This window comes from Nitrospina sp. 32_T5 (assembly GCF_052156635.1).
Lineage (GTDB): Bacteria > Nitrospinota > Nitrospinia > Nitrospinales > Nitrospinaceae > Nitrospina.
The window spans coordinates 1-14,789 of record NZ_JBQKUO010000003.1 but is presented as its reverse complement, the minus strand read 5'-3'; the positions used below and the strand labels follow the sequence as shown (position 1 = coordinate 14,789).

Sequence of the window (14,789 nt, the reverse complement as noted above, 5' to 3'; positions counted from 1 at the left end):
TTAGAAAGGCCAGAACCACTTGGAATGGCCTCCGGTGAGAAGGATCGCCACCGCCTCTTTTTCATGGGCCAATGGGTGAACACGCTGGCTTACGAGAAGCCCCCCCTGCGGGGCGACCACCGTTTCCAGCAACTGTCCCCCATACAGTTCGAACACCTCTCCCAGTTTCTGGCCGGCCGCCACCGTTTCTCCCACTCTGCCACAGGGTAGATACAATCCTGCCACTTGGGTATTCACCCACACTTCATTTTTGGATTTGTAGAACATCGCCTCCGTCCCGACCGTTTCCCCGTCCGGTTCATCACAGGAAAGGAATTCCATCTCGCGCAGGAAATGCATCATCGCTCCGAATAAGGCGTCGATGGCAGAGGGATCGCATACCTGCGGGCGCCCGGCGGACAGGGTGAAAGTCTGGATGTCCATTTCGTGCCATTGGCGGCTGAGCTGCAGGTTGACCGATGGGATATCGGGAACCTCACGGATCACCGACAGGTTGAACTGGCGGCTGGCCTTGCGCATGGCGAGGCTCGGACGGTAGACCCTCACATGCGGCGCATCCTCGAAGTGGGCCGATCCGGTTTGAAGAATGATTCCGTAGTCCGACCCGGCGGTCTCGTGAAGCAGACGGTTGCACAACGTTTCGGTGAGGTCGCCTTCCTCGCTGCCGGGGAAGGCGAGGTCGGCGTCCAGGTTGTCGTACCACCATGTAGCGGTTCCGGATTCCAGAGCGCGGTGGTTGACGACCGGGAATACCTGCACGGTGCCGGAAAGTTTCAGGCCGGGCTCGTTGCCGTCGGCGACGCTTTGCAGAAAGTGCGCGATCCGGCCCGCGGCGAGCAGGCCGTTCAACCGGTCGCCCTGGATACCCGCAACGATGGACAGCTTCTGTCCGCCCTCCGGTCCCTCCCACATGTTTTTGTAGAGGGCGAGCGTATCGCCGAGCGGCGTGGTGGTGGAATAGATTTCCTGCTTCACGATTCCGGATCCAGCGCAATGCGCGCCAGCAGGGCGCCGGAATGGACCAGCGGATGCTCGCGCAGGGTGAACAGCAGTCCCGCGGCGGGTGCGGTGACGTCTTCCAGCACTTCTCCTTCCACCACGTCCAACACCTGTCCCAGGGGTTGACCCTGGCAGACCGTCTCCCCCGGCTGAACCGAACTGACAAACAGTCCGGAGTGCTTTGCCGTCGCCTGCATGACCTGCTTCGGGTAGAGCACGCGTGGTGACCGGACGCTCTCCGGTGACAGGTAGTTGGCGTCGAGAATACCCAGGTGAAGCAGGTAGTGCATCATGCCCTCGAACAGGGGATCGATGAGATGGGTGTGGATTCGCTGGCAGATGCCGGTCTCAATGACGAGGGTCGGAATTTTTTCCTGGTTGAGGTTGTAACCCAGTGTTGATTCGAACAATCCCGCCATCGGGTGGACCCAGACAAGGTCGGCGTTCGCCTCGCTTGCCAGCGGTAAAAGGTCGACTGCGAATTCCTCGATGACCCGGATCTGCGGCAGCTCCAGAAGGTGCAGGTTGCTGGCGTGAATATCCACCGCATACTCGCTGTGGTTCAGGATGTCCTTGTAAAGCAGGGAGGCGGCACGAGTTCCCACGGTATGACCGTTTTCCTGGCCAATGACCCGGTTCATGTCCAGTCCGTAATACGGCCACAGACGGTTGGAACTGTGTATGCCCGCCGGGTTGGCCGCGGGATAAAAATTGATCTGGCCGAGAAACACCTCCGGCTGTGTGTCCTGCAATTCCCGTAGCGCGCGAATGATACGGTGACACAGGTAGAGCCCCGCCAGTTCGTCCCCATGCAGTCCCGCGACAAACGAAATACGCCGGGTGGGTTTGCCGTTGTGCGCCGGGAAGGTTTGACGGACGATTTCCAGACGACCACCCATTGCATTTTTGATGGATACGATGGCTTCCGTCTTCACAGTGCGGACTTTCTAGTGCGAGAGTGGGTTGGAGTCGTTGTTTTTCTTTTTGGGCTCGATGCCCATGGCGTCGATCTTGCGCTTGAGGGTATTGCGGTTGATGCCCAGCGATTTCGACGTGGCCACCTGGTTGCCGCGTTTGCTCTCCAGCAGTTGTTCGAACAGGTGCTTTTCCACGGCCTGGATGAGCAGGTCGTAAAGCTGGCCGTCGGCGTTTTCCTGGTTTCCGGCGAGGAAGTCGCGCACCACGTTGTCTAAATGTGTCTCCCAGGACTTACTGGTCTTCGGTGTTTTGCGTGCTTCCGTGAGGAGCGGGTCGGGCAGATGTTCCGGCAACACCGGGCCCCGGGTCACCAGCACCAGGCAGCGCTTTATGATGTTTTCCAACTCACGGATGTTACCCGGCCAGGGGTACTGCATGAGGAGTTCCGCCGTTTCCGGGGCGAGGTATATGCGGTCCTGCGTCGATAACTTCCCGTACTTTTTAAGGAAAAATTCCGCAAGCAGGGGAATGTCTTCCGCGCGGTCGCGCAACGGGGGCAGGTGGATGTTGATGACGTTCAGGCGGTGGTACAGGTCCTCGCGGAACCGGTCGGCTTTCATGAGGTCGGGGAGGCGCTGGTTGGTGGCGGCGATGATGCGCACATCCACGCGGATCGAGTCCTTGCCGCCGACACGGTAAAATTCGTTGTTTTGCAGGACCCGCAGGATCTTGGCCTGGAGCGGAAGTTCCATGTCGCCGATTTCGTCGAGCATCAGGGTGCCGCCATCGGCGAGCTCGAACTTGCCTTTTTTGGTTTCCACCGCCCCGGTGAACGATCCTTTTTCATGACCGAACAGCTCGCTTTCCAGCAATTCGCGGGAGATGGCGGCGCAGTTGATGAAAATGAACGGCTTGTGTGAACGGTCGGAATAGTGATGCAGGGCGCGCGCGACAAGTTCCTTCCCGGTGCCGCTCTCGCCGGTGATGAGCACCGGAAACTGCGTGGAGGCGGCCTTGCCGATGACCTTGAAGATGTCCTGCATGCGCCGGTTCTTGCCGATGATGGCTTCCAGCGAAAAGTCATCCTGCTTTTGCTCTGCCTTCGGTTCCGGAGCTTGGACCCCGCGGCTTTTTTCCACCCGGTCGATGAGTTTGAAAATTTCGTCGAAGTCGAACGGTTTGCTTATGTAATCGTACGCTCCGTGGCGCATGGCCTCGATGGTGTTGTTCATCGTGTCCTGCGCCGTCATGACGACGATATGCGGGCGGTGATCCGTGTCACGCACCTTCTGCAGAAGCTCAAGGCCGCTGATGCCTTCCATGAAGATGTCGGTGAACACCATGAAGTAGGACTGGCTTCGGATCTTTTGCAGGGCTTCCTCGCCACTGCAGGCCGTATCCACATTGTAGGGCGAATCCTCCAGCGCCTGGGTGAACAGCCAGCGGATGTTCTCCTCGTCGTCCACGATCAGGATGTCTATCGAACCGTTCATGCATTCTCCTGTTTGACCGGCAGGTACACCTGCACCCGGGTGCCGGAACCGGGTTCGGAAATGACTTTTATCTTACCGTGGTGGTTTTCGACAATCTTAAGTGAAAGCGGAAGCCCCAACCCGTTTCCCTGGCTCTTGGTGGTGTGGAAGGGGGTGAACAGGTGCTTCATGTTTTCGGGCGTGATCCCCAGCCCCGTGTCCACGATCTCGACCAGGATGGTCTTCCGCCGGTCGGGGCGAATCTGGGAGCGCACGGCATAATCCGTGTGATAGCGCGTCAGGACCTTCAATGTGCCGCCGTCCGGCATGGCTTCGATGGCGTTCTGGATGAGGTTCAGGAACACCTGCTTCAGCCGGTCGCCGTCGCCTTCTATCGGTGGCAGGCTGGGATCGTAGACGGACTCGAACCGGATGGCCGCTTCGTGCGACTGTTTTTCCAGCAGGAGGATTTCCTCCAGAATCTGGTGGATGTTGATGGTCTCGAGGTCGAGGTCCAGGGGCCGCGCGAAATTGAGCATGCGGTCGATCATGCGGTTGATGCGCTCCGATTCCTTGATGACCACGTCGAGAAATTTGTGATGTTCCTCCGGCAGTTTTCTGCGGAGCAATTGTGCAGATCCGGAAATGGACACGAGCGGGTTCTTGATCTCGTGCGCCATGCCCAGCGACAACGTGCCCAGGTGGGAGATGGCGTCGAAAGGGCGGCTGATCTCCTCCAGTTCCTGCGCCAGCGTGCAGTCGCGAACGTACAGCACCGCCCCTTCCGGCTGGTTCTGGTCGTTGATGTAAGGCGATATGGTGATGCTCACGGGAAACGTCGTGGAATGGGCGCGTCGGTGACCCTGTCCTTCAATCTGGTGATAGGCCACCCCGTTTTGCAGGGTGTCTTCGATCTTGTTCTGCAACTCCGGCTGGCCGGGAAACAGGTCGCCCGCCGGGCGGTTCAAAAAATGATCCCGGGATTGCTGGAACATCTCCTCCGTGGCCAGGTTGGCGTGGAGGATGGTCCCCTCCCGGGATATCAGGATGATGCCATCGACGATGGACGCAATGATGTTTTTGAAAACAGGGTTTGCTTCCCCCATATAAACGCGGGACCTCAGTTTTTGGATTTGGCCCCGGACTTTTTGGCTTTTTTCTTGCCCCCGGAGTACGGGTTTTTGCTGGCCTCCGCAATCGGGTTGGACTTCAGCTTGGGCGCGGTGGTGGTGGCCGGGTTGGCGCACCCGGGGCTCGAACAGCTCTCGCCCGAAGGAGCCGGAGCACTGTTGCCATTGTCCTGCTTGCTTTCCGCCTCCCAACCTTTTTTGCGGGATTCGGACGGGTAGTCCGTTGCGTACCAGCCGCTTCCCTTCAGGATGAAGCCCGAAGCGGATATTTTGCGCCGGGGCTTGCCTTTGCATGCAGCCGTCTCGCATTGCTTGGGTGCCTTGGCGTTTATGGACTGCATCAACTCAAACGTGGTGCCGCAGGATTCACATTCGTATTCGTAAATGGGCATTTATTCTAACTCCTTGAATTATATGGGACCTATCGCCTGGCCGGGTGAGGAGGCCGTCTCCCCGCCGCTGTGGCGGCAAAACCTGTTCAGGAATAAGATGCCCGTTTGCGCTTGGCAAGTTGTATGCCGCATTTTAATGCATTTTTTCCGGTAAATCCAATTTGTTTAACGGGTTTTCGTCCGTGATTTTTTCGTCGATTTCGGGCCGGACTGCGTCCGGGGGCAATAGAGTGGATTCAGGATCGGGCACACAGACCATCGATCGCCAGGAGAGCAGTACCCGGTTCCTTCCCCTCGTGGAGGGGCGGACTGCGCCCGGAGGCAAGAGAGTGGATTCAGGATTGGGCCCACGGACCATCGATCGCCAGAAGAGCAGTACCCGGTTTCCTTCCCCTCGTGGAGGGGCGGACTGCGCCCGGAGGCAAGAGAGTGGATTCAGGATTGGGCCCACGGACTCTCGTTTCGCCGGTAGGGCAGTACCCCGTTCTCAGTCCACTTGGTGGACTAGACTTCGGTGAGCCAGTGTTGGAACTTGGCCTGCTTGCCGGCGACGGTCTGGAAGAACATATCCTGGATTTGTTTGGTGATCTTGCCGCGTTTGCCGTCGCCGATGGTGCGGTTGTCCACCTCGCGCACCGGGGTGATCTCCGCGGCGGTGCCGGTGAGGAAGATCTCGTCGGCGATGTACAACTCGTCGCGGGTGAGAACGGCCTCTTCCAGCGGAATCTTGAGGTGCTTGGCGATCTGCACCACGGCGTTGCGCGTGATGCCGTCGAGGATGCCCGTCGACAAGGGCGGCGTCATCAGCGTGCCCTTGTGGTAGAGGAAGATGTTCTCGCCCGAACCTTCGGTGACGTAACCGTTGGTGTCCAGCATGATGGCCTCGTCGTAACCGTCGCGTACCGCCTCCGCCTTGGCAAAGATCGAATTGATGTAGTAGCCGCAGGCCTTGGCCTTGGTCATGGTGACGTTGACGTGGTGACGGTTGAAGGACGAGACGCGGACGCGGATGCCTTTCTCCAGTCCGTCGTCGCCCAGGTACGTGCCCCACGGCCAGGCGGCGATGGCGACGCGAACGTGAACGCCGGTCGGGTTCAACCCCATCTTGTTGTCGCCCAGGAAGACGATGGGGCGGATGTAACATTCCTCGAGCTTGTTGGCCTGCACCGTCTGGATGATGGCCTGCGTGATCTGTTTCTCACTGTAGGGGATTTCGATGCCGAGGATTTTCGCGCCGTCAAACAGCCGTTTGACGTGTTCCGGCAGGCGAAAGATGGCGGATTTTTTTTTGCCCGAACGGTAACAGCGGATGCCTTCGAAGACCCCGTATCCGTAATGGAGTGTGTGCGTGAGGACGTGAACATTGGCCTCCGCCCACGGGACCAGCCTGCCGTCCATCCAGATTTGTTCCGATTTTTCCACGTCTTGCCTGCCTGATAAAGGGGGATGAATAAAGGAAGTAATTGTATGTAGGGCCCCGGGCAAAATCAAGCCTAATAAAATCAATTGACATGATACAATGCATTTGATACATCTTAACGCTTTGTGAACGGGAGCCGCTAGCTCAGTTGGTAGAGCAACGGCCTTTTAAGCCGTGGGTCGAAGGTTCGAGCCCTTCGCGGCTCACTTTTTGTCCACAAAGAACAAACAGGGCGTCCCCATCGTCTAGCCAGGCCCAGGACACCGGCCTTTCACGCCGGCGACGGGGGTTCGAATCCCCCTGGGGACGCCAAGTTTTCTCCTTCCTTGCTGTTTTCTCCACCCCCGTACTAATCCTGAATCAGGAAAAGTTATCCGTATCATTGGGATTACAAAAAAAAAATTTTCTGAATTGGTACGCCTTGAAAACCCCTCCCAGTTCTTCACTTATGCGCAATGCCCGATTTTTATGCGCCTGAAAATGAATCGATTCCGCTTCTCTCCTGTCTCAATATAAAGAAAGAATTTTAATACCGAAGGGGACTTCTTTTGAATCGAGGGTTTCACCTTGAGCATTCCGGAACCCGTAAAAGAGAAAGGAGCAATTCATGTCCAAACCGTTTGCAACCCGCATCTCCTATATAGCCGTTTTTTCTGTTCTGTTCCTCGCGCTGGGTGTCGCCGCGCCTTCGCTTGCAGAATCCAAAGCGAAGGACAAAACCACTACCGGGGACATCGGTAAAAGGTTCGACGCGCTGACCGAGTCGATCAAAAACTATTCGGTTCAGGAAAAAGAAGAAGCCGTCGCCGAGGTCGAGAACAATCTCGAGTATCTCGACCGCCGCATCGACGCGTTGCAGAACAAGGCCGACCGCAAGATGGAGTCGATGAGCGCCGAGGCGAAAAAGGATTTGAATGAAAAACTGAAGGCGCTGAAACGCGAACGCGACGAGGTCCAGAAATGGTTGGGCGAGATGAAACGCAGTTCCAAAGACGCGTGGGGGGACATCACCGACGGTTTCTCCGACGCCACCTCGCGGTTGGGCAAAGCGTTCGGCCAGGCTGCGGATGCGTTTTCCGAAAAACGCTGAGTATTGGAAACTGATTCAGTTGTGAAAGAGGGTGGGGCGTTTCGCCCCGCCCTTTTTTATTTTGTGTGCGTCCGGTTTCCTCAACCCGGGTTGCCGGACAGGCAGGAGGGTGATCACTCGTCGCGGTGCACGGTGTCCGGGGAAAACGCCGGCAGGCACACGGCAACATACTGGGCTCCACCGGAGCGCGGTGTGCTGTAGCGTACCCATTCGCCTTTGGGGGTGATGACCGCCTGGCCTGCGCTCACCTCAAACGTCTCCTCCTTCGTCTCCACTTTCAGCATGCCCTGCAGGACGAGGGTGTATTCGTCGAACTCCGGCGTCTGCCCCGGCTCTTGCCAGCCTTCGGGACTGGTCATATAGGCGATGCTGACGTCCGATGTTTTCGAATTGACCTTGCCGATGTATTCCTTGATGACCTTGGGCTTGGTGCCGGCGGCTTCCACCAGGGTGGGTTTGTCGATGAGTCGGGCCATGCGCGCGTTTCCTCCGGTTGAAGGAGCCCTTCCACCGGGGCCTGTAAAAGCCTGCGGACTGGGGCTCAAGTATTGAAAAAAGCTAACGATAAAGACTTACACTCAAGAGGTCAAGAAAGGCGTTTCCCACCGGGCTTCCGGGCGCTGAGGAGCGTTCCGGAAAAGACCTTTAAATATTGGGATTTGCGCAGGATTTTCACGCAGCACCGCAAACGGGGTTTGTGTTTGACGGTATGGGGGATTTTGGTTATGATTGAGTATCCGTTTGAGAAAAATTTGAGGGCCAACAGTGCCCGCATGTCCCCCGGACCCCGGAAGGCAGAGGGTCTGCAGAGGTCGTCCATGGAAAGGACCCTGGAATTCGTGAGAGCCGTTCGGTTTCATCTGGGAAGGTGGGTGTTTCCGGTGGTGGAGCCGATCTGCATCCTGATGGAAAACCTGCGTCCGCAGGTTCGCCGGCACTTCGAGCAGGCCATCAAGAACCTGGAGCGGCACAACCTGGCCGGGGGCCTGATGAACCTGAACATGGTCCTCAGCCTGAAACCGGACCATTTTCTGGCACGGGTGTATCGCGGACGGATTTACCTGCGCGAAAAACAGTTCCGCCTCGCTTCGGAAGACTTCGTGCAGGCCGGGGAAATCAGCGCCTACCGGTTTTCACACTACAACGTACGCCGGGAATACCTGGACGCCCTGCACGAAGGAGCGCGCCACCGAAAAGAGGAAATGGAATCGGTCAACCACGAAACCCTCTCGCAGGAGGAATTCGAATCGCTTCTGGAAATGGACGACGCCGATGAAATGCTGCAGGAGGAGGATGTGGCGTTGTTCGAGGAGGACCTGGAGTTGACCGGTGATGAGCGGGAAAAATTTCAGGACATGGGTCCCATTACCGGAACAGAGGCCGACAATACGGATTGGGACAAAGTCATCAAGCAGTTGACATCCCGCTTCAAGTGACCTCCAACCCCTTCAGCAGCAATTCTTCAGCCCGGTGGGCTTCCAGCGGTTTGCTGAACAGGTAACCCTGCCCTTCATCGCAGTCGATCGTCTGCAGAAAACTTTTTTGCTCCTTCGTTTCCACGCCTTCCGCAATGGTTCTCATTCCCAGGCTCCGTGCCAGCGCGACCACCGCACGCGTGATGGCCTCGTTTGTAGGATCGGTCAGGTCGCGGATGAAGGATTGGTCGACCTTGAGGTAATCGATCGGCATGCTCTTGAGGTAGCTCAATGAGGAGTAACCGGTGCCAAAATCGTCGATGCAGATTTTAATACCCAGATCGTTGAGGTTCTGCAGGATGTTGATGGCCAGCGTGCTGTCCTGTATCAGAATCGACTCCGTCACTTCCACCTGGAGTTTTTGCGGATCGATGCCCGTGTTCTTAATGATGCCTTTGATTTCGGAGACGAGGTCCGGCGAATTGAACTGGATGACCGACAGGTTGACGGCGATACTGATATCCGGATTGATCTTCTCCAGCCGCTTGATCTGCTGGCACGCGCTTTCGATGATCCAGTGCCCGATCTGGATGATGAGCCGCGTCTCTTCGGCGATGGGGATGCTCTTTTGCGGATTGACAAATCCCAGCTCCGGGTTTTCCCAGCGAAGGAGCGCCTCCATGCCCACCACCTTGCCGGAGCGCAGGCAGATTTTCGGCTGGTAATACAGTTGGAACTCGGTGCCGCCCACCGCCTTGCGCATGTTTTTCTCGATGACCATGCGTTCCACTGCGAGCGTGTTCATGGACTGCGCGAAAAACTGGAAGGTGTTGCGGCCGCGCTCCTTGGCCCGGTACATGGCGAGGTCGGAGTGTTTGAGCAGAGTTTCGATCTCTTGTCCGTCGTCGGGGAACACGGAAATGCCAATACTGCATGTGATGTACAATTCGTGATTCTGGATACGGTAAATAGGCGAGAGGACTTCAAGCACCTTCTGCGCGCGGTCCACGATTTCATCTTCTTTGGTGAGGTTGGGCACGACGATGACGAACTCGTCTCCTCCCATGCGGGCCACCGTGTCTTCCTGCCGCACCACCTTTTTCAGCCGGTCCGCCACCTGCTTGAGAAGCAGGTCCCCCAGGTCGTGACCCAGCGTGTCGTTGATGGTTTTGAAATGATCCAGGTCGAGAAACAGGATGCCGACTTTTTCTTTCGCGACAGAGGCGGCGGTCAGGGCGACTTCCAGCCGGTCATTCAGCAGGTTCCGGTTCAACAGGCCGGTTAGAGGGTCGTAGTACGCCATCTGCCGGATCTGTTCCTCCAACTGCTTGCGCTCGGTGATGTCCTGCGACCACACCATCACCTGCGGATGGGTGCCGAGATTCTTCACCAACTGGCAACGGCACTCCACCGGATAGGTGGACCCGTTTTTCCTGCGGTACACGGCTTCGAAGACCGTCATCGGGCGGATGTTCTGGATTAGGGGCTCGAACAGACGGTCGATGTCTTCCTGGTCCAGGCTGATGGCCAGGTCGAGGAAATGCATTTTGAAAAGGTCTTCGGGCGAGTAACCCACTTCCCGGCAGACGGGAGCATTGGCCTGGGTGAATTTGAATGTTTCCAGATCGAACAGCAGCACGTCGAGATAAGTGTCGTTCATGAACGCGATGGGATCCACCCCGGAATCCTCGTCCATCGACGGCAATGACGCCGCCAGGTCCGAGGAAATCTTTCGCGAGCGGGCGGACAGGTTCCGCATCATCGCCATCAGCGCGCGAGGCTGGTTGGCGAAGTAGCTTTCGAACAATTCTTCGTTGATCTCGATCAAAGTGGAGGGCATCAGCGTTTTGGCGCTGGCAGTGCGCGGCTGGGATTCGATCATCGACATCTCGCCGAAATACGCTCCGGGTTTCAGCGTGGCGAGGTTTTTCTTCTCGATATAGATCAACACCTCGCCTTCGAGCAGGATGTACATGGACTTTCCCGTGTCGCCCTTTTCAAACAGGACGGTGTTGGCGTCCAGCACAATCTCACTGCAATCAGAGGCCAGCGCATCGAGGGTGTCCTCTGAAAAGAAAGTCATCAGGTCGATGCGCTTGAGGAAAAGTTTCTTTTCCTCTGCGGCCCGGAACGCAGGCACACTGGGGGTCATGGGGTTCCCATTCGTTAGAATTGTTGAGTGTAGTTAAAGTCTAACAGATTTTAGTATGAAGCCAACCAAAAAAGGGAGCAATTCCTTGTTTTTAATGGCTTTTTGATTAAAACCATCTCAAAAGGATTGATTAAAAAGAGTTGAATTTGGCGTCATAAAGAAAGCGCCGTCTCTTCGGATTAAGACCTGTTCCTGTAATGGGATTTGAGTTAAATTGGGCAATGGGAAGGGGCGACTCCGAAACCCCTCAGTTCCGGACCCCGGTGGGCCGGTTGGCCCGATATGCTTTCCGGGCTCCACTTCATTCAATTTGCTTGAGGTTTCCGTTTCATGGAACCGTTGCAACGATCGCGCCTTTGGTGGGGACTGGGCTATCTGCAAATCGGCCTGATCGTGATCGTATCTTTGATGCCCGCGCCGGAGCTGCCGGACCTCGGTATCGACCGGCTTGATAAGATCCTTCACTTCGCCGCTTATTTTGTCCTGATGCTGTGGTTCGTGCAGATCAATCCGCCGGACCGCTACGGTTTCTGGATGCGCATGTTTATCAAGCTGGGGCTGGCTCTTGAGGTGGTTCAGGCGATGATTGGCTACCGCATGTTTGATCTCTGGGACATGGGCGCGAACTTATTGGGTGTGGTTGCCGGGTGGGGACTGGGCCGCGCCGGGGTCAATGGTATTCTGGTGAAAGTGGAACGGGCCTGGCTGGGGTGATGCGGATCACGCCCTGGTGGGGCTGAGAATGTCCGCCCGCTTCAAACCGTAGTGAGCGAGATCGCTTTCCACCATATCCCGCACCAATTGCTCGAACGGAATTTTGGGTTTCCAACCCAGCCGGGTTTCGGCTTTGGTGGCGTCGCCGATCAGGGAGTGCACTTCCGCCGGGCGGTAGAATCTGGGATCGATTTTTACTTTTACCCGGCCGCTCGCCTTGTGGCGCCCGACTTCTTCCGTTCCCTCTCCCTCCCATTCCAATTCCATGCCGCAGTGCGCGAACGCCGTTTCCACGAAATCGCGAACGCTGTGTTGTTGCCCGGTGGCGAGGATGTAGTCGTCCGGCTTGTCCTGCTGGAGCATCAACCACATCCCTTCCACGTAATCGCCGGCGAACCCCCAGTCGCGTTTCGCGTCCAGGTTGCCGAGTGACAACACGTCCAGCTTGCCCGCCAGCATCTGCGCCAGGGACAACGTGATCTTGCGTGTCACGAAGTTTTCGCCGCGGCGCGGGGACTCGTGATTGAACAGGATGCCGCAACACGCGAACATGCCGTACGCTTCGCGGTAGTTGACGGTGATCCAGTGCGCGTACAGCTTGGCGCATCCGTAGGGACTGCGCGGGTAAAAAGGGGTGGCTTCGGTCTGCGGTGTTTCCAGGGCGTGGCCGTAAAGTTCGCTCGTCGAGGCCTGGTAAAAGCGGACGCGGTCGGTCTGTCCGGTGCCGTGCAGGGCGTCGAGCAAGCGCATGGCGCCGATGCCCACCACTTCGCTTGTGTATTCCGGCATCTGGAAACTGATACCGACGTGGCTTTGCGCCGCCAGGTTGTATACTTCCTCCGGGTGAATCTGCACCACCAGCTTGTTCAGGCTGGAGGAGTCGGTCAGGTCCGCGTAATGCAATGACAGTTTGCCTGCCCCGATTCGCCCCTCCCGCAGGTGTTCGATGCGCCCGCGGTTGAACGTGCTGGAGCGGCGCACGATGCCGTGAACGTGGTAACCCTTTTCAAGCAGGAACTCTGCCAGGTAACTGCCATCCTGTCCCGTGATGCCGGTGATGAGGGCCTGTTTCATGGTCGCGTCCCAAAACGTTTTGTCGAGAAGTTCAGTATAAAGGCAAAATTTATTTTTCGGAGAGTTTTCCGCCTGCCGCCAGCTTCTGAAAGTAGTCCATGTCCGCCCACACCATCTGCCGCACCCAGTCCTCGAACGGCATCTTCGGTTCCCAGCCCAGCCGCTTGCGCGCACGGGCGGCATTCCCGACCAGCGGGACGTTTTCCGCGGGGCGGAAAAACTCTTCATCCTGCACGACGTACGGTTCGACTTCCAGTTCCAGCTCTGCAAACACGCGTTTGAGGAAATCGCGGATGCGGTGCGTCTCGCCGGTCGCGATGACATAATCGTCCGGCGCATCCACATTGAGTGCGGCGTGCATGGCGATAACATAGTCGCCGGCGTAGCCCCAGTCGCGGACGCTGTCGAGATTGCCCAGCCGCAGCTCCTTTTGCAAACCGAGCTTGATGCGCGCCGCGGAAGCGGTGATCTTGCGGGTCACGAACTCGAAACTGCGACGCGGCGATTCGTGGTTATACAGCAAACCGGAGCTGACGAAGAGGTTGTGATGCCGCATGTAATACTTCACCAGGTCGTACGCCGCGACCTTGGAGACGCCGTAAAGATTGACGGGGCGAAACGGGGTCTCCTCCGTCTGCGGCGAGTGCGGCGCATCGCCGAACATCTGCGCCGACCCCGCGAAAAATACGCGGCAACGGGGCGCGGCATTGCGGATGGCGAGCAATACGCTGTGCGTGCCGTCCACATTGGTCTGGATGGTTTCCATTTCCGAATGCGGTGAGTCTCCGGCGAAACTTTGTGCGGCGAGGTGATAGCATTCGTCCGGATTCACGTCTTTCAGTATGCCGGTCAGCGCCTGCGTGTTGAGAAGCGGAGCGGCGTGCAGGGTAATGCGGTTCCGCACCGCGTGCAGACGCCACAGCGATGGCTCCACCTGCTCCGCCGGACCCGGCCGGATCAATCCATGCACGACGTAGTTTTGTTCAAGAAGGTACTCCGCCAGGTAACTGCCGTCCTGCCCTGAAATTCCGGTGAGGAACGCGGTCTTCATGCCGTCTCCAATTCCATATCGAACAGGTATCCACAGTGCAGGCATTTCCTCCGGGTAAGAATTTCATTTCGCGCCAGTTCCATGGAGTGGGGGGATCGACAGTGCTTGCACTCGGCAATGGCAAGGGGATGCGTGGCCTGAAGGTATTTGCCCGTCCACGGCAGGACGAAGCACCGGCGGAACGCCACGCGCAACAGGTTGAGCATGGCTTTGAGGATTTCGCGCTTGGAGATTTTCGATTGCCCCGCGCGCCGGTCCTCGAAATGAATCGGAAACTCCGCCAATTTTTTGGTTGCACGGTGAACGAGGAAAATCGATTCCATGAAAAACGAATAGCCTTCCGACCGCAGTGAATTGAGGTTCATGCGCTTCAGCAGGCTCACATGAAAACCGCGGTAGGAGGTGGTGGTTTCATGCGTCGGGATGTGAAGGAGCATGCGTACCAGCGTGTTGGCCGTACGGCTGACGAAGGTACGGACAAACCCGTAATCGCACTGCCCCCCTGGCATGTAACGTGAACCGATGACGAAGTCGTTTTCCTCCAAAAGCTTTAACAGTGTGGGCATGTATTGCGGATTATGTGAGAAGTCGGCGTCCATCGTGATGAGGATGTCGTAATTATGCTGGATCGCAAACTGCATGGCGAACAGGTGCGCCGTACCGAGACCGAGCTTTCCCGGACGGTGCACGATGTGCAGGCCTTTCTTGCGCTCGGCGATCCGGTCCAGCAGATCGCCGGTGCCGTCGGGAGAGGCGTCGTCCACCACCAGGATGTCGGCATCGGCGACGTAGCGGCGAATGCTCTCGATCAACTCTTCAATGTTGTCCGCCTCGTTGTACGTGGCGGTGAACACCAGAATGCGCGCCATGATTCTTTATAGGATTGCGGGTGAATGGGCTCGATATTCCATAAAAACAGGTTAACGGGCGATTCGCAATCTGACAAATGAATCTTGAAGGAA

At 57.2% G+C, this 14,789-nt stretch carries 14 protein-coding genes and 2 tRNA genes; 5 read left to right on the top strand and 11 right to left on the bottom strand.

Annotated elements, in window-relative coordinates:
* From ACTRW9_RS08440 to ACTRW9_RS08415, 6 genes are all read right to left on the bottom strand, one after another.
* Entirely contained in the window at nt 1-975 is a 975-nt protein-coding gene (locus tag ACTRW9_RS08440; protein WP_442429006.1) for a succinylglutamate desuccinylase/aspartoacylase family protein, read from the bottom strand.
* Nucleotides 972-1,934, bottom strand: a complete 963-nt coding sequence (locus tag ACTRW9_RS08435; protein WP_442429005.1) for a M14 family metallopeptidase — start codon at nt 1,932-1,934, stop codon at nt 972-974. The genes ACTRW9_RS08440 and ACTRW9_RS08435 overlap by 4 nt, the downstream gene beginning before the upstream one ends.
* Nucleotides 1,935-1,946: 12 nt before the next feature.
* Nucleotides 1,947-3,410, bottom strand: a complete 1,464-nt coding sequence (locus ACTRW9_RS08430) for a sigma-54-dependent transcriptional regulator (RefSeq protein ID WP_442427363.1) — start codon at nt 3,408-3,410, stop codon at nt 1,947-1,949.
* Complete coding sequence (locus ACTRW9_RS08425) at nt 3,407-4,495, bottom strand: two-component system sensor histidine kinase NtrB (protein ID WP_442429004.1); 1,089 nt, start codon at nt 4,493-4,495, stop codon at nt 3,407-3,409. Before ACTRW9_RS08425 ends, ACTRW9_RS08430 begins: the two co-directional genes overlap by 4 nt.
* Nucleotides 4,496-4,509: 14 nt before the next feature.
* Complete coding sequence (locus ACTRW9_RS08420) at nt 4,510-4,911, bottom strand: FmdB family zinc ribbon protein (protein WP_442427361.1); 402 nt, start codon at nt 4,909-4,911, stop codon at nt 4,510-4,512.
* Between the two features lie 504 nt (nt 4,912-5,415).
* On the bottom strand, nt 5,416-6,333 hold the full coding sequence (locus ACTRW9_RS08415; protein WP_442427360.1) for a branched-chain amino acid transaminase: 918 nt from the start codon (nt 6,331-6,333) through the stop codon (nt 5,416-5,418).
* A gap of 131 nt (nt 6,334-6,464) precedes the next feature.
* Between ACTRW9_RS08415 and ACTRW9_RS08410 the strand changes: the two genes are divergently transcribed.
* The 3 genes from ACTRW9_RS08410 to ACTRW9_RS08400 all read left to right on the top strand — a co-directional run bounded on the left by ACTRW9_RS08410 (nt 6,465) and on the right by ACTRW9_RS08400 (nt 7,421).
* Nucleotides 6,465-6,537: transfer RNA gene (locus ACTRW9_RS08410), tRNA-Lys, on the top strand.
* A 28-nt stretch (nt 6,538-6,565) separates the two neighbouring features.
* Nucleotides 6,566-6,643, top strand: a tRNA-Glu gene (locus ACTRW9_RS08405).
* A 295-nt stretch (nt 6,644-6,938) separates the two neighbouring features.
* Complete coding sequence (locus tag ACTRW9_RS08400) at nt 6,939-7,421, top strand: hypothetical protein (RefSeq protein ID WP_442429003.1); 483 nt, start codon at nt 6,939-6,941, stop codon at nt 7,419-7,421.
* A gap of 113 nt (nt 7,422-7,534) precedes the next feature.
* Here the strand turns inward: ACTRW9_RS08400 and ACTRW9_RS08395 are convergent, their stop codons facing one another.
* Nucleotides 7,535-7,897, bottom strand: coding sequence for a cupin domain-containing protein (locus ACTRW9_RS08395; protein WP_442427358.1), 363 nt, complete (start codon nt 7,895-7,897; stop codon nt 7,535-7,537).
* Nucleotides 7,898-8,239: 342 nt separating this feature from the next.
* Between ACTRW9_RS08395 and ACTRW9_RS08390 the strand changes: the two genes are divergently transcribed.
* Nucleotides 8,240-8,857: a hypothetical protein gene (locus ACTRW9_RS08390; protein WP_442427357.1), complete on the top strand. Its 618-nt coding sequence runs from the start codon at nt 8,240-8,242 to the stop codon at nt 8,855-8,857.
* On the opposite strand, the gene ACTRW9_RS08385 is transcribed toward ACTRW9_RS08390, so the two are convergent.
* Entirely contained in the window at nt 8,850-10,988 is a 2,139-nt protein-coding gene (locus ACTRW9_RS08385; RefSeq protein WP_442429002.1) for an EAL domain-containing protein, read from the bottom strand. The genes ACTRW9_RS08390 and ACTRW9_RS08385 overlap by 8 nt on opposite strands.
* A 330-nt stretch (nt 10,989-11,318) precedes the next feature.
* On the opposite strand from ACTRW9_RS08385, the gene ACTRW9_RS08380 reads away from it, so the two are divergent.
* Nucleotides 11,319-11,702, top strand: coding sequence for a VanZ family protein (locus ACTRW9_RS08380; protein ID WP_442429001.1), 384 nt, complete (start codon nt 11,319-11,321; stop codon nt 11,700-11,702).
* Nucleotides 11,703-11,708: 6 nt separating this feature from the next.
* Here the strand turns inward: ACTRW9_RS08380 and gmd are convergent, their stop codons facing one another.
* Genes gmd through ACTRW9_RS08365 form a run of 3 tightly spaced genes read right to left on the bottom strand, consistent with a single transcriptional unit; the run spans nt 11,709 to nt 14,696 of the window.
* On the bottom strand, nt 11,709-12,776 hold the full coding sequence (gene gmd / locus ACTRW9_RS08375; protein ID WP_442429000.1) for a GDP-mannose 4,6-dehydratase: 1,068 nt from the start codon (nt 12,774-12,776) through the stop codon (nt 11,709-11,711).
* A gap of 49 nt (nt 12,777-12,825) precedes the next feature.
* Nucleotides 12,826-13,827 (bottom strand): GDP-mannose 4,6-dehydratase, encoded by a 1,002-nt coding sequence (locus ACTRW9_RS08370; RefSeq protein ID WP_442428999.1) that lies wholly within the window; start codon nt 13,825-13,827, stop codon nt 12,826-12,828.
* Entirely contained in the window at nt 13,824-14,696 is an 873-nt protein-coding gene (locus ACTRW9_RS08365) for a polyprenol monophosphomannose synthase (RefSeq protein ID WP_442428998.1), read from the bottom strand. The genes ACTRW9_RS08370 and ACTRW9_RS08365 overlap by 4 nt, the downstream gene beginning before the upstream one ends.
* Nucleotides 14,697-14,789: the final 93 nt, after the last annotated feature.